The sequence below is a fragment of the Aquidulcibacter sp. genome (assembly GCF_044346625.1).
GTDB lineage: Bacteria > Pseudomonadota > Alphaproteobacteria > Caulobacterales > Aquidulcibacteraceae > Aquidulcibacter.
In genome coordinates this window covers 22,619-43,016 of record NZ_JBIIYV010000007.1, presented here as the reverse complement: position 1 = coordinate 43,016, position 20,398 = coordinate 22,619, and the positions used below count along the sequence as shown (strand labels likewise).

The 20,398-nt window shown below is 53.4% G+C and carries 14 protein-coding genes and 1 riboswitch; of the genes, 12 read left to right on the top strand and 2 right to left on the bottom strand.

The features are described 5' to 3' along the window. Positions 1 to 12 precede the first annotated feature (12 nt). From ACIQ20_RS03770 to ACIQ20_RS03750, 5 genes are read left to right on the top strand one after another with little or no spacing between them, the layout of a single operon-like run. Positions 13 to 3,069, top strand: a complete 3,057-nt coding sequence (locus ACIQ20_RS03770; protein ID WP_395777585.1) for a type I restriction endonuclease subunit R — start codon at positions 13 to 15, stop codon at positions 3,067 to 3,069. Then, positions 3,059 to 4,066: a YhcG family protein gene (locus ACIQ20_RS03765; RefSeq protein ID WP_395777584.1), complete on the top strand. Its 1,008-nt coding sequence runs from the start codon at positions 3,059 to 3,061 to the stop codon at positions 4,064 to 4,066. Before ACIQ20_RS03770 ends, ACIQ20_RS03765 begins: the two co-directional genes overlap by 11 nt. After that, positions 4,056 to 5,357 (top strand): restriction endonuclease subunit S, encoded by a 1,302-nt coding sequence (locus ACIQ20_RS03760; protein WP_395777583.1) that lies wholly within the window; start codon positions 4,056 to 4,058, stop codon positions 5,355 to 5,357. The genes ACIQ20_RS03765 and ACIQ20_RS03760 overlap by 11 nt, the downstream gene beginning before the upstream one ends. Next, positions 5,354 to 6,559: an AAA family ATPase gene (locus ACIQ20_RS03755; RefSeq protein WP_395777582.1), complete on the top strand. Its 1,206-nt coding sequence runs from the start codon at positions 5,354 to 5,356 to the stop codon at positions 6,557 to 6,559. Before ACIQ20_RS03760 ends, ACIQ20_RS03755 begins: the two co-directional genes overlap by 4 nt. Further along, on the top strand, positions 6,556 to 8,196 hold the full coding sequence (locus ACIQ20_RS03750) for a type I restriction-modification system subunit M (protein WP_395777581.1): 1,641 nt from the start codon (positions 6,556 to 6,558) through the stop codon (positions 8,194 to 8,196). The genes ACIQ20_RS03755 and ACIQ20_RS03750 overlap by 4 nt, the downstream gene beginning before the upstream one ends. Before the next feature lie 75 nt (positions 8,197 to 8,271). Here the strand turns inward: ACIQ20_RS03750 and ACIQ20_RS03745 are convergent, their stop codons facing one another. Beyond that, a complete protein-coding gene (locus ACIQ20_RS03745; protein WP_395777580.1) occupies positions 8,272 to 9,474 on the bottom strand; it encodes a tyrosine-type recombinase/integrase in 1,203 nt (400 codons plus the stop codon). Between the two features lie 706 nt (positions 9,475 to 10,180). Between ACIQ20_RS03745 and ACIQ20_RS03740 the strand changes: the two genes are divergently transcribed. Then, positions 10,181 to 13,267: a beta strand repeat-containing protein gene (locus tag ACIQ20_RS03740; RefSeq protein WP_395777579.1), complete on the top strand. Its 3,087-nt coding sequence runs from the start codon at positions 10,181 to 10,183 to the stop codon at positions 13,265 to 13,267. A gap of 138 nt (positions 13,268 to 13,405) precedes the next feature. Here the strand turns inward: ACIQ20_RS03740 and ACIQ20_RS03735 are convergent, their stop codons facing one another. Then, positions 13,406 to 14,407, bottom strand: a complete 1,002-nt coding sequence (locus ACIQ20_RS03735) for a glutathione binding-like protein (protein WP_395777578.1) — start codon at positions 14,405 to 14,407, stop codon at positions 13,406 to 13,408. A 424-nt stretch (positions 14,408 to 14,831) separates the two neighbouring features. On the opposite strand from ACIQ20_RS03735, the gene ACIQ20_RS03730 reads away from it, so the two are divergent. The 6 genes from ACIQ20_RS03730 to ACIQ20_RS03705 all read left to right on the top strand — a co-directional run bounded on the left by ACIQ20_RS03730 (position 14,832) and on the right by ACIQ20_RS03705 (position 20,391). Next, positions 14,832 to 15,191, top strand: coding sequence for a PRC-barrel domain-containing protein (locus ACIQ20_RS03730; RefSeq protein ID WP_395777577.1), 360 nt, complete (start codon positions 14,832 to 14,834; stop codon positions 15,189 to 15,191). Positions 15,192 to 15,200: 9 nt separating this feature from the next. Beyond that, on the top strand, positions 15,201 to 15,347 hold the full coding sequence (locus tag ACIQ20_RS03725) for a hypothetical protein (RefSeq protein WP_395777576.1): 147 nt from the start codon (positions 15,201 to 15,203) through the stop codon (positions 15,345 to 15,347). A gap of 89 nt (positions 15,348 to 15,436) precedes the next feature. Continuing rightward, positions 15,437 to 15,660, top strand: a riboswitch (cobalamin riboswitch). A 133-nt stretch (positions 15,661 to 15,793) separates the two neighbouring features. Then, on the top strand, positions 15,794 to 17,761 hold the full coding sequence (locus ACIQ20_RS03720; RefSeq protein ID WP_395777575.1) for a TonB-dependent receptor plug domain-containing protein: 1,968 nt from the start codon (positions 15,794 to 15,796) through the stop codon (positions 17,759 to 17,761). Positions 17,762 to 17,855: 94 nt separating this feature from the next. After that, the gene (locus ACIQ20_RS03715) at positions 17,856 to 18,632 is read left to right on the top strand and encodes an ABC transporter substrate-binding protein (protein ID WP_395777574.1); all 777 of its coding nucleotides are present in this window, start codon (positions 17,856 to 17,858) and stop codon (positions 18,630 to 18,632) included. After that, positions 18,629 to 19,636: a FecCD family ABC transporter permease gene (locus tag ACIQ20_RS03710; RefSeq protein ID WP_395777572.1), complete on the top strand. Its 1,008-nt coding sequence runs from the start codon at positions 18,629 to 18,631 to the stop codon at positions 19,634 to 19,636. The genes ACIQ20_RS03715 and ACIQ20_RS03710 overlap by 4 nt, the downstream gene beginning before the upstream one ends. Further along, positions 19,633 to 20,391, top strand: a complete 759-nt coding sequence (locus ACIQ20_RS03705) for an ABC transporter ATP-binding protein (RefSeq protein WP_395777570.1) — start codon at positions 19,633 to 19,635, stop codon at positions 20,389 to 20,391. Before ACIQ20_RS03710 ends, ACIQ20_RS03705 begins: the two co-directional genes overlap by 4 nt. The last annotated feature ends 7 nt before the right edge of the window (positions 20,392 to 20,398 follow it).

Here is a 20,398-nt window from a genome sequence, read left to right as displayed (position 1 = left end):
TGGGATAGAAACGTGTCAGCATCAGAAAGCGCCATAGAAAAAGAGCTCATTTCCACTCTGGAGGGGCTCAAATACGTCTATCGAAAGGATATTTGCGACCGCGCCACGCTTGAGAAAAATTTTCGCGAAAAATTTGAAGCGCTCAACAGCGTTCACCTCACGGATGGTGAGTTTCCCCGACTGATCGAGGAAATCGTTACGCCTGACGTTTTCACCGCTGCACGTGCTTTGCGCGAGCGTAACAGCTTCACTCGCGATGATGGTACGCCGTTAAACTTCACGCTCGTCAACATCAAAGATTGGTGCAAGAACAGCTTTGAGATTATCAATCAGCTACGCATCAACACCGACAATAGTCATCATCGCTATGATGTGATCTTGTTGATCAACGGCGTGCCCTGCGTCCAGATCGAGTTAAAAACACTCGGCATTAGCCCACGACGGGCTATGGAACAGATTGTTGAGTATAAAAACGACCCAGGCAACGGCTACACCAAGACATTGCTATGCTTCCTTCAGCTCTTCATCGTTTCCAACCGTGATCGAACGTTCTATTTCGCCAACAACAATGCGCGGCATTTCGCCTTTAATGCTGAAGAACGTTTCTTGCCTGTCTATGAATTCGCCGACGTCAATAACAGTAAGGTCACGCGTCTTGATAGCTTCGCGCAGACCTTCCTTGTAAAATGTACTCTTGGCCAGACAATTAGCCGCTACATGGTTCTGATTGCCAGCGAGCAAAAGCTGATGGTGATGCGGCCCTATCAAATCTATGCGGTAAAGGCGATCGTCGATTGTATCAGTCAGAATTGCGGCAACGGCTACATCTGGCATACCACGGGCAGTGGCAAGACGTTGACTTCTTTTAAGGCCTCAACCTTGCTCAAGGATAATCCTGATATCGAAAAGTGCCTCTTTGTGGTCGACCGCAAGGACCTCGACCGGCAAACCCGTGAGGAGTTCAATCGGTTTCAAGAAGGCTGCGTAGAAGAGAACACAAACACCAATACCTTGGTGCGCCGACTATTGTCTGACGATTATGCTGACAAAGTTATCGTCACCACCATTCAGAAGCTGGGACTTGCGCTGGATGAAAACAGCAAGCGCAACAAACAGCAAAAGAAGGATGGTCGAAAGACCTACAAGGAGCAGCTTGAGCCGCTGAGCGACAAGCGCGTGGTGTTCATCTTTGATGAGTGTCATCGCTCCCAATTTGGTGAAAACCATAAAGCGATCAAAGAATTTTTTCCTAAAGCTCAACTTTTTGGCTTCACAGGCACCCCGATCTTTGAGGCAAACTCCAGCCGCGTGTTGATTGAGGACGACCAAGCCTCAAACCACACAACTGACGAGTTGTTTCAAAAGCAGCTGCACGCCTACACGATCACGAACGCGATTGAAGATGCTAATGTCCTGCGGTTTCACATCGATTACTATAAGCCGGAAAGCAAAACGGCGCTTAAGCCCGGCGAGCCGCTAGCAAAACGCGCCGTCGTAGAAGCTATCTTGGCAAAGCATGATGCCGCTACAAGTGGGCGGCGTTTCAATGCATTGTTGGCCACCGCGTCTATCAGTGACGCGATAGAATATTATGAGTTGTTTGCAAAAATGCAGGCAGAGAAGCTGTCAGGCGATGCCGAGTTTCAGGCTCTCAACATTGCTTGCGTTTTCTCGCCACCTGCTGAGGGTAATCCAGATGTGAAGCAAATTCAGGCTGATCTTGCTCAAGAATCGTCTGAATACACTATTCAAGCAGGTGAAGACGCCGAAAAGAAAAAGAAAGAAATAGAACGTAAGAAAGAAGCGCTCAAATCCATCCTTGCTGACTACAATGCCCGCTATGGCTCCAACCATCGGATTGGGGAGTTCGACCTTTACTATCAAGATGTGCAAAAGCGCATCAAAGACCAGCAGTGGCCCAATTCAGACTTCCCACATGCTCAGAAGATCGACATTACAATCGTGGTCGACATGCTGTTGACCGGTTTTGATTCCAAATATCTGAATACGCTCTATGTCGACAAAAACCTGAAATATCATGGCCTGATCCAAGCTTTCTCTCGAACCAATCGCGTTCTGAATGCCACAAAGCCGTATGGAAACATTTTGGATTTCCGCCAGCAGCAAGACGCGGTGGATAAAGCCATCACCATGTTTTCAGGCCAAAGTGCAGGCGAGAAGGCCCGCGAAATCTGGCTGGTTGATAAGGCCCCGGTGGTCATCGAAAAACTGGAAGCTGCCGTCAAAAAGTTGGACGACTTCATGAAGTCACAAGGCTTGGAGACCTCCCCAGCTGAGATTGCCAACCTGAAGGGCGATGTGGCGCGCGCTGCCTTTGTTGAGCGCTTCAAGGAAGTGCAGCGCCTCAAAACTCAGCTCGATCAATATACTGATCTGACAGAGGATAACGCCGCCGCTATCGAGCAAATTCTTCCAAAGGAAGAGCTTTTGGGCTTCCGTGGCGCATATCTGGAAACGGCCCAGCGCCTGAAGGCGCAGCAAGCCAAAGGGGGAGAAGCCGCACCCGACGTCGTGAACCAGCTGGACTTTGAGTTTGTGCTATTTGCCTCTGCCGTGATTGACTATGACTATATCATGGGTTTGATCGCGCGCTTTTCAGAAGCCGCACCAGGCAAGGCAACCATGAGCCGTGAAGAGCTTGTTGGGCTTATTCAGTCCGACGCTAAATTCATGGATGAACGTGAGGATATCGGGGCCTATATCGCGACCCTAAAGGCAGGTGAGGGCCTCAGTGAAAAGGTCATCCGTGATGGCTACACCCGCTTTAAGGCTGAAAATGAAGCCAAGGAGTTGGCCGACATTGCGGGCAAACATTCGCTTGCCACGCCTGCCTTGAAGGCTTTTGTCGATATGATCTTGCAGCGGATGATTTTTGATAGTGAAAAGCTGACGGACTTGATGGAGCCGCTTGGTCTAGGCTGGAAAGCGCGCACATTGGCCGAATTGGCTTTGATGGACGAACTTGTACCATTGCTGACCAAGCGCGCACGTGGGCGGGATATTTCAGGGTTGAGTGCGTATGAGCAGCGGAGTGCTTATGAGCAATAGCCTTGTTCAATCCCAAGATTTTCAGAACGTGCTGGCGCAAATCCAGCAAACGCGCACCCGCGTTTTTGCCCAGGCCAATACCTCACTTATCGACCTTTACTGGCACATCGGCCAAACTATCAGCCAGCGAGTGCAAAACGCTGGATGGGGCAAAGGCGTGGTGACGGAGCTAGCCAGATTCATCGCGCAGAACGACCCCAGCATCAAAGGCTTCAGCGATAAAAACCTGTGGCGCATGAAGCAGTTTTACGAGACTTATCAAGGTGATGAAAAACTCTCACCACTGGTGAGAGAATTGCCTTGGACACATAACACAATCATCTTCTCGCGTTGCAAAACGGCTGATGAGCGTGAGTATTACTTGCGGCTATGTCAGACTGAACAATTCACGAAACGAGACCTAGACCGCCAGATTGATGCCACGTCTTTCGAGCGCGCCGCTCTTGGCGGTTTAAAACTCTCACCAGCAGTGAGAGAATTGTATCCAGATATCGCTCAAGCCTTCAAAGATAGCTATGTGCTTGAATTTCTGGGGTTGCCAGACGACCATAGTGAGCGCGATTTGCAAACCGCACTTGTGCGCCAAATGCGGCAGTGCGTGCTTGAACTGGGTAAGGACTTCATTTTTGTCGATGAGAACTATCGCCTGCAAGTAGGCAATCAGGACTTTTTCGTTGATCTGCTATTCTTCCACCGTGGCCTATCGGCTCTGGTGGCTTTTGAGCTGAAAATCGGTGCCTTTAAGCCTGAGCATTTGGGGCAGCTAAGCTTCTATCTGGAAGCCTTGGACCGGGATGTGAAGAAAACGCACGAGAACCCCAGCATAGGCGTATTGCTGTGCCGCGATAAAGATGACGAAGTGGTCGAATATGCGCTGTCGCGCAACCTGTCCCCCGCTCTAATCGCCGAATATCACTTGCAATTGCCTGATAGGAAGCTTTTGCAGGCCAGACTGCACGAAATTTCTGCGCGTATGGAGGCGGGCGATGAGCAGTAAGGCAGCACTGATAAGTGGCGGCGAGACCGCGATGGTGCCGAAGCTTCGCTTTCCGGAATTTCGGGCGGCGGGGGTATGGAAACCAATTAGCCTGAAAAACGCTTCAACGCCTGTAATTGAGCAAGTCGGGCAAAGGATGCTTACGCCTGTCAGTATCTCTGCAGGAATTGGATTTGTGCGCCAATCCGAGAAGTTTGGGCGAGATATCTCTGGCAACCAGTATCAGCTATACACTTTGGTGCGGGATGGTGACTTTGTATTCAATAAAGGAAATTCGCTGAAATTCCCTCAAGGATGCATTTACCTTTTGGATGGTTGGGGCGAAGTCGCAGCACCAAATGTCTTTATTTGCTTCCGGCTGAAAGATGGTTACTCGAATGCTTTTTTTCAGAATTGTTTCGAGCAAAACCAGCATGGAAGGCAACTGCAAAAAGACATTACGAGCGGTGCAAGAAGCAATGGCTTGTTGAACATCAGCAAAGAAACTTTTTTTGGCGTCGAAATTTTAACGCCTAGTCTTTCTGAGCAACAAAAGATCGCTGATTGCCTCACGTCAGCGGATGAGTTGATTGCTACGCAAGCCGAGAAAGTTGAGGCGCTGAAGGCCCATAAGAAGGGCATGATGCAGCAGCTTTTCCCTCGCCCAGAACGCACCGAAAACGGCCAAAAAATCCCCCCCGAAACAAAACCCCGCCTGCGGATTCCAGAGTTTGAGGGGGCAGGGGATTGGGAAACTGCGCCGCTGAGCCAGCTTGCAAGCTATGAAAACGGCAAAGCCTACGAGCAAGACATTGTCGATGCAGGGAAGTACGTCGTGGTGAACTCTCGTTTCATTTCGACTGATGGAATGGTTCAAAAGTTCTCAAATGCGAACTATCTGACAGCGCAGGCTAATGACGTGTTAATGGTGCTAAGTGATCTGCCAAAAGGAAGAGCGCTAGCGAAATGCTATTTTGTTGAAGCCGACGAAAAATATGGGGTTAATCAACGAGTATGCAGGCTCAAAACCAAGGGAATGAATCCACGATTCTTGTATCTCATTCTGAATCGAAACCCATATCTTTTGTCTTTCGATGATGGTCAAAATCAGACACACCTCAGCAAGGGCAATGTCTTGGATTGCCCTCTCTGGTTTCCCAAAGAGCTAAAAGAGCAACAACGCATAGCCGACAGCCTAACCAGCCTCGACGATCTCATCGCTGCCGAATCCATAAAGCTCGACACCCTCAAGACCCACAAAAAAGCCCTGATGCAGCAGCTTTTTCCGTCGCCTAAGGGTGCCGAAACATGAGGCGCGTCACCCCTTTCAAGAAGCTAGATGGATTGGCAGCTAGACTGCGCGATGATTTGGCAACAACGCAAATTGTGCTTTTGTTTGCTTACAATCGCACAGGAAAAACAAGGCTGTCGATGGAATTCAAGAACATCGGCAAACGGAAGTCCAAAAAAAATCCTGCCCCTGTTCCAGATACCCTTTATTTCAACGCCTTCACTGAAGACCTGTTCGTTTGGGATAATGATCTTGACGGCGATAGTGTGCGCCATCTGGACCTGAATAGCGACTCCAACTTCTTCAAGGCTCTTAAAGAGCTGGCGCTTGATGAAACAATTGACGGCTATCTCAAGCGCTACGCCGATTTTGACTTCGATATCGACTACACCGCTTGGAAAGTGTCTTTTCGCAAGGGCGATCAAGACAACATCAAGATTTCGCGTGGCGAACAGAACATCTTTATCTGGTGCCTGTTTATGGCCGTTTGCGAGCGGATGCTCGACGGCCACGTTTCCTACCAAGCCCACAAATATATTTACATCGACGATCCAATCTCATCGCTCGATGATAACAATGCGATCTCGGTGGCTTGCGACTTGGCCAAGCTATTGCGAAAGGCCGTCAATCGGAAAGATGGGACCGGTGTAGCCGCGCCAATCAAAGTGATTTTCTCTTCTCACCATGCGCTATTCTTCAACGTCATGTGTAACGAAATCGGTCGTGCAGTCGAAGACGAACCGAGGGTTGCGCACAAGCGTTATTTCTTGCATCGCCCCGCAAACGACGGCGTTTACACCCTGCAGTCGACTGAAGACACGCCCTTCTTCCACCATGTCGCGACTTTGGCAGAGTTGCAGCGGGCAGCAGACCCAGTCACTGGGATGCTTTATACGTTCCACTTCAATGCCCTGCGCAGCATCATGGAAAAGACGGCTTCTTTCTTTGGGCATTCGTCTATGGCTTTTTGTTTGAAGGCCCTAAACAATGACGAGGATCGCGCGCTGTTTAACCGCGCTCTGAACCTGCTTAGTCATGGCGCCTATGCCATTCACGAACCAACGGAAATGGGCGAAGATAACAAGGCTTTGTTTCGACGGATATTGAGTGATTTCATTGCCAGGTTTGAGTTTGATGTACCGTCCTTGCCTGCACCCCGCGCCCCTCGACCAGTCCGCGCCGCCTCCCCAGCCCCAGTCCCCGTAGAAGCCCCCGCACCATGAATGACCAAACTCAAAAAGAACTCGGCGCGACACTGTGGAAAATTGCCGACCAGTTACGCGGTGCCATGAATGCGGACGACTTCCGCGACTATATGCTGTCGTTCTTGTTCCTGCGGTATCTATCCGACAATTACGAGCTGGCAGCGAAAAAGGAACTGGGGGCTGATTATCCCATGCCTGCGCCGGATAGCCGTGCAGTGCCGCTTGCCCTCTGGTACTCGGCAAACCCAGGCGATATTGCCGATTTTGAAAAGCAAATGCGCCGCAAGGTGCACTATGTGATCAAGCCAGAGCATTTGTGGAACAGCATCGCTAATATGGCACGGACCCAAGATGGCGAATTGCTCAACACCCTGCAAACCGGCTTCAAATATATTGAGGAGGAATCCTTCGAAAGTACGTTTAGCGGCCTGTTTTCTGAAATCAATTTGGGTTCGGAAAAGCTGGGTCGTAACTATGCTGATCGCAACGCCGTGCTGTGCGCTATCATCGCCAAGATTGCAGAGGGCTTGGCGGGCTTTTCGCAGGATATAGACGCCCTTGGTGACGCCTATGAGTATCTGATTGGCCAATTTGCCGCTGGATCTGGCAAAAAGGCCGGCGAGTTCTACACGCCGCAACAAATCTCAGACATCCTCTCAGCCATTGTGACGCTTGACAGCCAAGAGCCAAAGACCGGCCAAAAGGGTCACCTCGCCAGTGTGATGGACTTGGCTTGTGGCTCGGGCTCGCTGTTGCTGAACGTGCGCAAACGCATGGGACCAAACGGTATCGGGAAAATTTATGGGCAGGAAAAGAATATCACGACTTACAATCTTGCCCGCATGAATATGCTGTTGCACGGGGTTAAGGATACCGAGTTTGAGATCTATCACGGCGACACGCTGGCCAATGACTGGGACATTTTGCGCGAGCTGAACCCAGCCAAAAAACCTCAGTTTGACGCTATCGTTGCCAATCCGCCCTTCAGCTATCGCTGGGACCCGACCGACGCGATGGGCGATGACGTGCGGTTCAAAAACTATGGCCTCGCCCCCAAGTCTGCCGCCGATTTCGCCTTTTTGCTGCACGGTTTTCACTTCCTGAAGGAAGAAGGCGTGATGGCCATCATCCTGCCGCACGGCGTGCTATTCCGCGGCGGTGCCGAAGAACGTATCCGCACCAAATTGCTGAAAGATGGCCACATAGACACTGTGATCGGTTTGCCCGCAAACCTGTTTTATTCAACGGGTATCCCGGTGTGCATCCTCGTTCTCAAAAAATGCAAGAAGCCTGACGACGTGTTGTTTATCAATGCTGCTGGTCCTGAGCATTTCGATAAGGGCAAGCGTCAGAACCAACTGTCTGTCAAGCACATCAAAAAGATTGTCGATACTTACAAATACCGAACCGAAGAAGATCGCTACTCCAAGCGGATCGACATGGAACGCATCGCCAAAGAGGGATATAATCTCAACATCTCCCGCTATATTAGCACCGCAACCGCTGATGAGGAGATTGACCTAGACGAGGTCAATGAAAAGCTAGTTGGCTTAGAAGCAAAGATTGCCGAAGCGACGAAGAAGCACAATTCCTTCTTGGCAGAATTGCGATTGCCACTTTTGCCCATTGGCGAACCTGAAGCTGCTTCTGAATGAGGCACACGGCGGTTATGTCAACAACTGGCAAATATTTGAAATAAGGTGCCGCCTTAAGTCAGAAACGAGGCCAAATTAACTCCCGAATACCCCCCAAGCCTCCATCAATGCCCGCCGCTTCTCAAACAGATCGCCCCGCCGGTAAGCTGCCTCGGCTTGGTTCGAGATCACATGCGCCAGCGCGGCCTCTGCCACCTCATTCTGGAAGTCAGTACGCTCGGCGGCCCAATCGCGAAATGTGGACCTGAAACCGTGGGCGGTCAGGTCATCGCGCTTCATGCGGCGCAGAGTCATCAAGAACGCCATGTTGGAGATTGGCTTGCCCCCTTTCAGGCCCGGGAACACATAGACAGGATCGAGGCCGCGCATTTCTTTCAGGACGGCCATGGTGGCGGTTGATAATGGCACGCGGTGGACGCGGCCTGCTTTCATCCGGTCGGCTGGAACTGTCCAGGACTTGTCGTTCAAGTCGATTTCATCCCAGCGTGCGGCAATGGCCTCACTGGTGCGAGCGGCTGTCAGAATAGCAAATTGAAAGGCGAGGGGACCTACACCGGTTTGCTCCCGCAGCTTAGACATGAAGGCCGGATACTCGTCGATAGGCAATGCGGCGTGATGTTTGACCGTCTTGGCTTTGTTTCGGGCAGGGAGCGCCTTCTCCAAATGCCCGCGCCATCGGGCCGGATTTTCGCCGGTGCGATATTCCCGCACCCTTGCCCAATCCAGGATGTTCTCAAGTCGTCCGCGAAGGCGGCTGGCGGTTTCGGTCTTGGTTTGCCAAATCGGGTCAAGAACCTTCATGATCATGCCAATGTTAATGTCCTGCACGGCGACTTTGCCCAGAACTGGATAAGCATACATTTTAATCGTGTTCGTCCATTGCGTCTTGTGTTTTTCGTTTTTCCAGCCGCTTTCGTGGGCCTTGATATAGGCTTCGGCGCATTGAGCGAAAGTCATGATAGCCGCTCGTTGCCGCACGGCTTCTTGGCGAACCTCGACTTTAGCGACGACCACATCAGTACCGGACTTGGCATTCTTTCGGATTTCCAATGTCTTCTCGCGCGCTTGCGCAAGCGTAACCAGATCAACGCCGCCAACTCCGGCTTCGCGCACCTTGCCATTCAAGGGTGTAAATCGAACCAGCCAAGATTTGCGGAGTTCGCCAGTTTTGGGATTGGCAGTGACTTGAAGGAATAGGCCATTACCATCGGCGTGCTTGCCGACGGTGTTGATCGACTTCACGGCCAAAGCTGTGAGTTTGTTGCGCGCATGTGGCATGGCTATTTATCCAACTTATGAGGTTTCACCCAAGAAATACCCACGACTTCGTACCCACGAAATACCCACGAAATGGAGGCCCTAGAACGAAACAATTCGAAACGATTCGAAACATGGTATATCCAATAAATTGAATTATATCATAATTTTAGGAACAAATCTACTCTCTTTGAAACGATTGGGCGGACACTTTTGGCCGTCTCCGTCTCCGCCAGTTACCTGTTTCTCTAGGTTTCCCCATGTCTCTTTCCCAATCCAAAGCCCAATAGTAACGGGGATTGCGGGCCCTGAATTTGTCTAGACATGTCCCTGCATCCCGCGCATGGTGTGGGAACAGGTTTGTCAACGACTGTTGAGGCATCCATGGGCAACTTGGCGCAAAAAGAGTTCGGACAACGACTGGGCCGATAAGTTATAGCGACAGTGACGGCCTTTTTTTGATTGTGAAGCCCTCCGGGTCTAAGTCTTGGGTGGTTCTTGTGCAAAAGATGGCAGGCGGCGCGACTTTGGATCGGGCTCTGAGAGCAAAGTTACCCCCTGCAAACAGGAATCGGGAAAAAACGCCTTCATGGCCGCACCAAACGCCTGATCAAAGTCCAAGGAGCTGGGTAGTGCCCGTCCCGCCAAATTGCACTTTAGATTGACGAGTACAGTTCAGACCGTTACTTCAAAGGGGATAACAAGTTGGTTTTTCGCGAGCGTTCCGATGTCTGCATCCCTTCCACTTCGTTTTGCACCCAATGGTACCTTGGTTCCAGCAGTTGAAGCGTTTCTGACGCGGATGGTTGGCGCTTATGCCGCCCAAATTGACCCATGGATCGCGATGCCGGATCCGGGTCTCAGGCCAAATGTTGCGCCAATGACAGGACAGATCATTGTAGGGCCGGGGCCACAAAACATTTTCAACCCGACGGGCGGTCCTTACAATTACACAGTGAGTGCGGACGTGTCGCTCCTAGACCTAGGAACAGGTGCGTTTTACTCAAACGGTGGTCGGTTAGTAACGGGAAGTAGTCTGATCAACCATGGCACAATTTGGTCTGAAGGTGGAGTATCAACTCCAATCGGATCTGGGACCGGTTGGCATAGAATAACAAATACCGGAAACATCGTTTCAATTTCTCAAAACGCCAGTATCGCGGTAGGCGGGGGGACTCTCAACAATAGTGGTGACATCATTGCTATTGCCACCAGCCCAATTGCCTTCGCTTATGCCTATCAAAGCGACAACCCATCCAATCTCGGCCCTTCCACAGGTCCTATTGCGGTTGTCAATTCCGGGCGGATATACGCATGGAGTCAAGAGGGTAGTGCGAGAGGCATGAGCTTCCTAAACGACATGGTCGTCGAAAACTCGGGTGAAATTCATGCGAGAGGATTTGGCACCGTCGATGGCATTCGCTTCCTCGATGCGGGTACTTTGAACAACTCCGGTGTCATTACTTCTATTTCAGGCGGCGATATCCAAATTGGCCCAGTAACGCTTCCTCAAGAAGCGTTCGGCGTAATCGCCCTGTCTAATCTAAACATAACAAATGCACAGTCCGGGATCATTGTGAGCGACTATGCGGTCGTAACATTTGGTTACCTTAACCTTGTGAATAATGGCACCATTTACGGGGCCATTGTAGCGGGCTTGGAAACAGGGTCCCCTGGACCATTCTTGAGCGAAATCACCAATTCAGGCTCTATTTTTGGCGATATATTCTTTGGCGATACTGCCGACAAATACACTATTTCCGGTCAGGGACGGACAAGTGGTACAGTCTACCTAGGAGGCGGGGCGGACGTCGCAACCGGGGGAACTTTTGCCGATTATTTGGCAGGCGAAGCTGGGGACGATATCCTGATTGGTGGCGATGGTGACGATATCCTGATTGGTGGCGCAGGCCGCGATATCCTCAACGGCGGTGAAGGTTTCGACATTGCTAGCTATGAGCTGGCAACAGTAGGTCAATATCTCGTGTTTGGAGACGGGGGCGGTTGGCGAGGCGAAGCCATTGGTGATCAGTTGACCAGTATTGAAGGCTTAATTGGGTCCAGGTTCAATGATATCTTAGCCATTGATAATGGGAATAATTACTTGTCAGGCTTGGCAGGTGCAGATGAACTATATGGCCTAGCTGGCGATGACGTTTTGGTAGGCGGCGCTGGGGCGGATTATGTTAATGGCGGTGCCGGTTTCGATACCGCTAGTTATGAGAATGCAACGACCGGCGTCTATGTTGTCTTTGGCGACGGGGCTAGCTGGAATGGGGATGCTGCGGGCGATGTTCTGATTTCAATCGAAGATCTAATTGGCTCTCAATTTAATGACGTGTTGGCGGTCGACGATAGCATCAATGTTTTGGATGGCTTTGGCGACGACGATGTATTGCTGGGCTTAGGCGGCGATGACATCCTGCTCGGCGGCGCTGGTAACGATGTCATAGAGGGTGGCAAAGGCGCTGACTATATCGATGGCGAAGACGGCAATGATACAGCCTCTTACGCGCGAGCAACGAGCGGCATTTATCTTGCACTTGGCGATGGCGGCAATTGGACAGGCGAAGCTTCGCAGGACATTCTGGTCAATATCGAAAACGTCATCGGGACACAGTTCAATGACATTTTGTCTATGGATGACAGCAATAATTCTCTGACAGGCGGCAATGGCAATGATCAGTTGTATGGCCAAGGCGGTGATGATCTGCTGAGCGGGGGCATAGGTCGCGATTTCCTAAATGGGGGCACCGGTAATGACACGGCTTCCTATGCAACCAGCGCGGCGGGTGTCTATGTCTTTTTGGGCGACGGTGGCAATTGGACCGAAGACGCTGTCGGGGATGTCCTCGCTAGTATTGAGAACCTCGAAGGGTCATCTTTCAATGACGTCTTAGGCCTTGATGATAGCGACAATCGGTTGAGCGGCGGCGCAGGCAACGATGGGCTTTATGGTCTCGGGGGCAACGACGTCCTAGACGGTGGGGCCGGGTCGGACCTGTTGGTTGGTGGTAACGGCACAGATATCGCAAGCTACAGGTCTGCCGCTAGCGGCATCTATCTGTTCGTTGGCGACCTCGGAAATGCAAGTGGCGATGCACGTGGTGATGTATTCTCTAGTATTGAGAATGTCACCGGGTCGAGCTTTAATGACATCATTGGTTGGGACAATTTGGCAAATACGCTGGATGGTGGCGACGGCAATGATTTGCTCTACGGGCAAGGTGGCGACGATATATTGATAGGCTCTGGCGGCGACGACATTCTCGTTGGTGGTGCGGGACGGGATCAATTGAATGGCGGAGCCGGACGTGACCTTGTGAGCTATTCGACGTCAACAACCCCAATTTACCTTTATTCAGGCGATTTTGGCAACACGAATGGCGATGCAATCGGCGACAGCTATACTTCAATCGAAGGGGTCATTGGCAGCAATTTCGACGACATCATTGGTTGGTCGGTGGGTGCCGATTGGATCGATGGTGGGGCAGGCAATGACAGGCTCTTCGGTTTGGCAGGTGGAGATATCCTCATTGGTGGGGCTGGGAATGATATCATGACCGGCGGCAGCGGCGTCGATGTCTTTCGATATCTTGGGCGCGGCTTTGGCGCAGATGTCATCACAGACTTCACGCCAGGCCAAGACATTATCGATTTCCGCGGTAGCGGCATTACTGGTAACGAAGGCATCTATCTGGACCCCGATGGTTTACGTCTTGCATACTCGATTGATGGCGTGACGGACTCTATAAAGTTTCTTGGTCTCACGTTTGGTGTTGGTGGCTCCCTGTTTAACAGCATACTTTACTGAGACGCGCATTAATCTACTGGGTCAAAACGCGTGCTAACCGCTACTGGCTTAACAGGCACTATGCGTGGCAGTTTACACGCAAGTTGTGCGGACTCTGTCACCGCGCGCTTGTTGTTGTGGTTTAGTATTTATGAGCCATTATCTCCAATGGCGATTCCTGACCCTGCGACCTTTTGATGGTGGTGGGAGATCCAGGTCCAGCGCTTCGGTGCGTTGCTTGATCTCGAAACCAAGCCTGTCGGAGACTGTTTCCTGTTCCGTTGTGGAGAGTGCTGCGAACTTCCGGCAAAGATCCTGCCAACAGGCTGCGCGATAGGTTGAGGTGGGAATTTCAAAGTGGCCGCCAAAACTTTCGAACCGAACGCGGGGTTTGTGGTTCGCGACGGCCTCCAGATTGGCTTCAAGATAGGGCAAATAATCCGCCCCGATGCAGCGGAGGAGCGGGTCGAGGTCGCTGGGTGGGTCAGCGACCCTGTCGTAATTAGCAAGACTGTCTGGTGTCGCGGCCCATAAGCGCGCGATCCATACCATAACATTGGGTGCCCGTTCGCGCAGGATGGCTGCCGGGGTCGGGTCAGAGGAAAAGTGCCGAAACATCGAGCCGAACAGGCCGAAATCAGCTTCGCACGGGCGATCCCCAAACAAATAGGGCCGTGCGGCGAAGATCGGTTCCAGCATGTCGAGCACGGCCAGATAATGGCGCTCTAGCGCGGGCCCATTTTCGTGGGTCACGCCGTCAGCTTTCAAGTACTCCCGCTTTTGGCGTTGCGTGATCCAAAAGCTTCGCAACCACAAGGGTGCTGGCAGGTCACGTAGCAGGGTGCGCGCGATCTGATGGCCCATCAGCCGCGAATCCTCGTCAAACGCCCAGCGATAATAGAGTGCCGGGCGCCAGAGCCATTCATCAAAGGCATCTTCAAACAATAGACTCAAGAAGGTGCCGGTGGCAGTGGTCGGGGTCAACTTTGGCTCAGCCCCTTGACCCTCGAAATGGGCGATGATTGCTGTGGTATCGGTGAGCCAAGCCCCTTGCGGGGACACGAGTTGCGGCATTTGCGCCACCCCGGTCTCCCTCGCGCATCTCTGGAAGTCGGCGATGTTCATCTCGACGAACTGGAACGCAATCCCCTTGGCACGCAAATAGGCTTCGAGTTGCCGGTGAAGTAAGAAAGCTTTAGCCCGTATAAGGTGTAAGGCTCTGCCGTCATGCCCGCCGGTTCCGTCTATTTGAGTGAATGGAGCTGGCCATTTGGTTGATTGGTAACAAACCGGTGGTCCATGATTTCGCCCTGACGTTTGACCGCAGCATCAAAATTCCCCAGCCAAAGAAGCGACTTCGGCCAATTTTGTGGCATGAATAATGTCATTAGGTCAATGCTGGCCTGAGCCAGGACGTTAAGGGGCTGTCCCTATACTGTCGCCATTAGGTTCAAGGCTTGCGTCCACACTGAGCCGCGGTGCAGTCAGCACTAACTGCACCCTAAAAAGCTAACCTAACACCCCCCGGAACCCCCACTGGCCTCGCGCGTTTGACTGGTTCTCCCACATTGAATTGGAACCCGTCATGCAAGAAGAGAACATCAATAAAATCGTCGAACAAACCGATGCAATCCTGATCTCCAGTTCTAAGGTTGAAGGGGTCGGAGTCTACAGGCCTTCTGGCGACCGGATTGGCACGATTAAGCACATCATGATCAACAAGCGCACCGGTCAAGTGGCGTATGCGGTCATGAATTTCGGTGGCTTTATGGGGCTGGGCGAGGAGGGTTATCCAATTGCTTGGGGCCTCTTGACCTTCCGAGAATTGCCAGATGGCTATGTCGTCAATTTAACCGACGAAGAACTGGCCAATGGGCCGGATCGCTCTTTCGATTTGACCGGCATGGCAGACCAAAAATGGACCGATGGCGCGGTCAGCATTTAGGAGACGACCATGATTGAAGACCCTCCCATCGTGAAAACTGGCGACGAAGCGCGCCAAGGCGTTCGCGTCAAAGGCACGACCACGGTTTTGGCCGTGTCCTTAGCTGCAGCTATCGTGCTGATCTCCATTATCGCTATGACTTCGGCGAGCAGATAGCGCCTGATCGCCACCTAGTTTTTCCTCCCAAACCTCCTGCCACCTCCCGCGTGGCAGGAGGTTGCGCTTGTTAAAGCCAGCTCTTGCTGATAACCTCTTAGTTAGATGGTGCTTCAGGAAACTGGGGTGAAAAGGGAATGCTGTGCGAGGGTTAGCCCTCAAATCAGCAGCCGTGCCTGCGACCGTAAGCGGATAGCCGCGTTTCTCTTGGCCGATGCCAAGATGTGCCACTGGGCCCCAAATGGGTTCGGGAAGGCCGAAACAAAGCCGTGACCCGTAAGTCGGGAGACCTGCCATCGCCGTCGTTCGTCCGTCCTGCCAGGGTCAGCGGGGAGGCCGGAGTTTACCTCCGATGCAACGACTGCAGGACGTGGGGCGCGTGGTGCGTACCCGCCACTCTTGCATGCAAGGAGGATTGGCCGTGCATCAGCGGCCAACTGAAATCTATGACACGCAGACTTTGCCGATTGGCAAAAACCCTAATTGTGCCCGCAAGCGTGGCACTCTTCCCCTTCGTTTTCGTGGCGTCAGCTGCTGCCCAAAGCCCGACTTCGGGCTCCAAGGCGACGACAGCTGAAACCATCATTGTCACAGCAACGCGAACGCCAACGCGCGCCTCGCGGGTTGGTTCCTCGGTCACCGTGATTGATGCACCAGCGATAACCCGTGCCCAATCCATTCCCGTGATTGACCTGTTGCGCGATGTTCCTGGCGTTGCTTTCAGCCGTACGGGCGGGGTGGGCAGCTTGACCACAGTTCGTATCCGCGGCGCAGAAAGCGATCAGACTGTGCTGCTGATCGACGGCGTTAAGCTCAATGATCCGTCCGGCCCCGGCGGTGGCTTTAACTTCGCCAATTTGTTGGTTGGCAATCTCGAACGGATCGAAGTCCTGCGCGGGCCGCAATCTACCCTTTATGGCAGCCAAGCGATGGGCGGGGTGGTGCAAATCATTACCCGGTCAGGTGATGTCCCCTTCGGGGCCTCTGTCACCCTAGAAGCTGGGGACTTGAATACCAAGCGGGCGCAGGGTTCCGTGCGTGGGCAAGTGGGCGACCTTTCGTATGTCCTTGCCGCAGGTCAGTTTGAAACCGACGGCGTAAGTTCGGCAGCTTCGGGCAAAGAGCGCGACGGCTTTAAAAACACGCTTGCGCAAAGCCGGGTCGACTATGCTTTGAATGATCAATTGAGCCTTGAAGCGCGTGTCTTTTGGTCGAAAAGCGATGTTGGCATTGATGGTTTTCCTGCACCGACCTTTGCCTTGGCCGATACGCCAGAGCGCTCAAAGACAGACGAGCTGATCGTTTATGCGGGCGCTAACCTGACTTTGTTGGATGGCCGGTCGCGCACACGCTTTGGTTTCAATGAAACCCAGACGGACCGGATCAATCTCAATCCCACCCTTGCCGTCCAAAACACCTTCATCGGCAATGGCACCAATCGGCGGGCGGAGTTTCAGACAAACTTGGACGTGACCCCAATGTTCCAACTCGTCGGCGGGGGGGAGTTTGAGGAATCAAAGCTGCGCACAGCAAGCCCGTCGGTCTCCAATCCCAATCCAGCCCCCTTGCGAGCAACGAGCGAGTCAAGTGCGCTTTATCTGCAGGGCCAAGCTTCGCCTGCCTCTTGGCTGACGGCGACTTTAGGCGTTCGCTGGACCGATCATGATAGCTTTGGCGAAGCCTTGAACACGCGGGCAAATGTGGCGGCCTCTCTCAATGGCGGCAACACGATCCTTCGCGCAGCCCTGGCCGATGGCTTTAAATCCCCGACGCCGTTCCAGCTTTTCTCCAGCTTCGGGAACGCAAAACTGCAACCTGAAGAAGCAAGCTCTGCTGAAATCGGGGTGGAGCAGGCTTGGTTTTCGCGCCGCTTAATTGGGTCGTTTACCTATTTCCAGCGCGACACCATCAATCAAATCGATTTCGTCTCCTGCTTTGGCAATTCGGCGGCCATTTGCGTCGGTCGTCCGAGTGGGACTTATGACAATATTGCCCGCACCAAGGCCGATGGCACTGAATTCACGCTGGAGGCAAAGCCGACGCGCCAGCTAAGCCTGTCAGCTGGTTTTGCTACCTTAGACGCGCGCAACAAAGTGCGCAGCTCTGCCAATTTCAACCGCCTTTTGCCGCGCCGGGCCAAGGAGACGGGCTCAGCTACCATCGGCTATCTGTTTGACTTTGGGCTTGATGTCTCTGCCACCTACTCCCGTGTTGGCGACAGCTTTAACAACGCTGCCAATACGGTTGTGATCAAGGGCTATGATCTGGTGACCTTACGTGCAAGCCAGACGATCAATCCGCATTGGACGGTCTTTGCTCGTGTCGAAAATGCTGGCGATGAAGTTTATGAGACGATCACCGGCTATGGCTCGCCCCGGCGTCAGACATTGGTAGGTCTCCGTGCGAGCTTCTAAGCTTGTCCTTTGTGTGTGCTTAATGGCGGTGGCGGGGTGTTCCTCGCCGCCGCCTCAAGGACCTGTGGGCGCAAACGAACAGGGCAGAGCCCCATTGCGCGTTGTCTCTCTTGATTTTTGTGCGGACCAGTTTGTGATCAAGCTGGCGGACAGGGGGCATATCGTTGCGGTTTCGCCCGATGCCACGCGCGACTTTTCTTTCATGCGCGCAGAGGCGAAGGGCTTGAACCAAGTTCGGCCCGACGCGGAAACGATTCTGGCACTAAAGCCCGACGTTGTTGTTCGTTCCTATGGTGGGGGGCCGCAAATGGTTCCGTTTCTGGAGCGGGCGGGTATCAAGGTCCACCAAATTGGCTGGGGTGAGGATTTCGCCGCTGTACGCACGAATGTGCGCGCCGCTGCAGAAGCTTTAGGTCAGCCAGCGCGCGGCGAAGCTGTAGTCGCCGATTTTGATCGTAGGCTTGCGAACCTAAAGCCGGCACAGCAGGTCTATGCGCTTTATGTGACACCCGGCGGAGTGACGACAGGGCCGGGCTCGCTGGTTGATCGCATGATGAGCCAAGCGGGGCTCGTCAATTTCCAGACGCAAAAGGGCTGGAACCCGCTGCCCCTAGAACGCTTAGCGACCGAGCGTCCGGCCATGGTGGTGACGGCCTTCTTTACGGCGCAGAGCCCGCACCAAGATTATTGGAGCCAAGCGCGCCATCCCATGGTGCGACAAATGCTGACCGACCTGCCAGTTGCGCGCCTTGATGGTGGTGCTACGGCCTGTAGCGGCTGGTTTATGGTCGATGCGATGGAGGCGATGGCCGCCACAGGTCACAGCATTTCTGCCGAGACCGGTCCTTTGCCTCAGGAATTGCGGCCATGAAGGTTCAAAATCATACCCCAACTTTAGTCCTAACGCTGCTCGCTCTCAGCGCGCTGGCAATCGCGGCTTCCTGTTTGATCGGTGTCACGCCTTTGCCAATGGGGAGGCTTGTGGCAGCTTTGGTTGGGCTGGGTGACCCGCAAGCAGAATTGATCGTTTGGGACATTCGGTTACCGCGGGCCTTGGCGGCCTTTGTCGTCGGTATGGCGCTGGCGGGCTGTGGCGCAGCACTTCAAGGCCTGTTGCGCAATCCCTTGGCAGAGCCGGGGGTCCTTGGTGTCTCGGCCATGGCGAGCCTTTTTGCCACGATCACGATTTATTGGGGCTTTGTGCAGCTTTCGCCTTGGATGTTGCCCTTGGCGTCCATCGCGGGGGCTTTGCTTGCGACTGGTCTGCTCGCTCTCATCGCACCGCGGGTGCAGTCGGTTGTGACCTTGGTGCTGGTTGGGGTGGGTATTTCAAGCCTCGCAGGGGCCTTTATGTCGCTTCTGCTCAATCTAGCTCCAAACCCCTTCACCTTGTCAGATATGATGAATTGGATGATGGGCTCGGTGGCCAATCGTTCGCTGGAAGACCTTTTGCTTGCTTCCCCTTTCTTCGTTGCAGGGGCGATAGCGATTGGTCTGGCAGCGCCGGGCCTGCGGGCTTTGACACTCGGCGAAGAGGCCGCCAGCGCTGTGGGTCTTGATGTGGGTCGTTCGCGTATCTGGGTCGTGCTTGGCACTGGGCTTTTGACGGGGGCAGCTGTCTCGATCGCGGGTGCGGTTGGCTTTGTTGGCATCATCGCGCCCCACCTCATGCGGCCCTTAGTGGGGCATGACCCCGCGTGCACCCTCGTACCCGCAGCCCTGTTGGGTGGCCTCGTTCTTGTTGTCGCAGATTTGATCGCGAGGCTTGCCCCCACAGGCCAAGAACTAAAGCTTGGCGTTGTCGCCGCTCTGATCGGCGCACCCATCTTCATCTGGATTGCCGTTCGCCGCCGTATGCTGGAAGCAGACCAATGAGCCTTAAGCTTCACGATGCCAGCGTTATTGTGCATGGCGCAAAACTTCTCCATGCCGTGTCTTTTGACGTGACATCTAGAAAGCTTGTGGGCCTATTGGGGCCCAATGGGGCTGGAAAAACCACAGCCGTCCGCGCGCTTTTGGGCCTCCAACCATTGACCAGCGGGCAAGCCTATTTGGATGGCCAACCTGCCCATAGCCTAACACCCAAGCAGCGGGCCTTGCGCGTGTCTTACCTCCCCCAAGCGCGCAAGTTGGCATGGCCAATTGCCGTTCGCGAAGCCGTTAGCTTAGGCCGTTTTGCTTATGGTGGCCCGATGGGGCGACTAGGCCCCGCGGATGCAGCGGCGGTCGAGGATGCTTTGGCGAGATGTTCCCTCATTGGGTTTGAAGACCGTTCTGTCACCAGCCTGTCTGGCGGGGAACTGGCGCGTGTCCATTTGGCCCGTGCGCTCGCCAGCCAAGCGCCGGCACTGATTGCCGACGAACCGACCGCCGCGCTAGACCCCGGTCACAGCTTTGACGTGCTTGCGACGCTAAAATCCCAAGCCCGCGACGGGCAAGCGGTCTTGGTTGTCCTGCATGATTTGGCCCTTGCAGCGCGATTCTGTGACGAGATCATCCTGCTGCACCAGGGCAAACTCGTGATCCAAGCTCCGCCGCGCGAGGCCCTGACTACATCGACTTTGGCCGATGTGTATGGGGTGAAAGCCTCTTGGGACCAAGACCAACTAAGTCTTTCGGGCCGAATTTAGGTCCGGC

Excerpts from the sequence above, each read along its gene's own strand:
- ACIQ20_RS03745 (WP_395777580.1), bottom strand. The coding sequence starts at position 9,474 with ATGCCACATGCGCGCAACAAACTCACAGCTTTGGCCGTGAAGTCGATC.
- ACIQ20_RS03765 (WP_395777584.1), top strand. The coding sequence starts at position 3,059 with ATGAGCAATAGCCTTGTTCAATCCCAAGATTTTCAGAACGTGCTGGCG.
- ACIQ20_RS03750 (WP_395777581.1), top strand. The coding sequence starts at position 6,556 with ATGAATGACCAAACTCAAAAAGAACTCGGCGCGACACTGTGGAAAATT.
- ACIQ20_RS03710 (WP_395777572.1), top strand. The coding sequence starts at position 18,629 with ATGAAGGTTCAAAATCATACCCCAACTTTAGTCCTAACGCTGCTCGCT.
- ACIQ20_RS03740 (WP_395777579.1), top strand. The coding sequence starts at position 10,181 with ATGTCTGCATCCCTTCCACTTCGTTTTGCACCCAATGGTACCTTGGTT.
- ACIQ20_RS03730 (WP_395777577.1), top strand. The coding sequence starts at position 14,832 with ATGCAAGAAGAGAACATCAATAAAATCGTCGAACAAACCGATGCAATC.
- ACIQ20_RS03760 (WP_395777583.1), top strand. The coding sequence starts at position 4,056 with ATGAGCAGTAAGGCAGCACTGATAAGTGGCGGCGAGACCGCGATGGTG.
- ACIQ20_RS03725 (WP_395777576.1), top strand. The coding sequence starts at position 15,201 with ATGATTGAAGACCCTCCCATCGTGAAAACTGGCGACGAAGCGCGCCAA.
- ACIQ20_RS03720 (WP_395777575.1), top strand. The coding sequence starts at position 15,794 with ATGACACGCAGACTTTGCCGATTGGCAAAAACCCTAATTGTGCCCGCA.
- ACIQ20_RS03705 (WP_395777570.1), top strand. The coding sequence starts at position 19,633 with ATGAGCCTTAAGCTTCACGATGCCAGCGTTATTGTGCATGGCGCAAAA.
- ACIQ20_RS03755 (WP_395777582.1), top strand. The coding sequence starts at position 5,354 with ATGAGGCGCGTCACCCCTTTCAAGAAGCTAGATGGATTGGCAGCTAGA.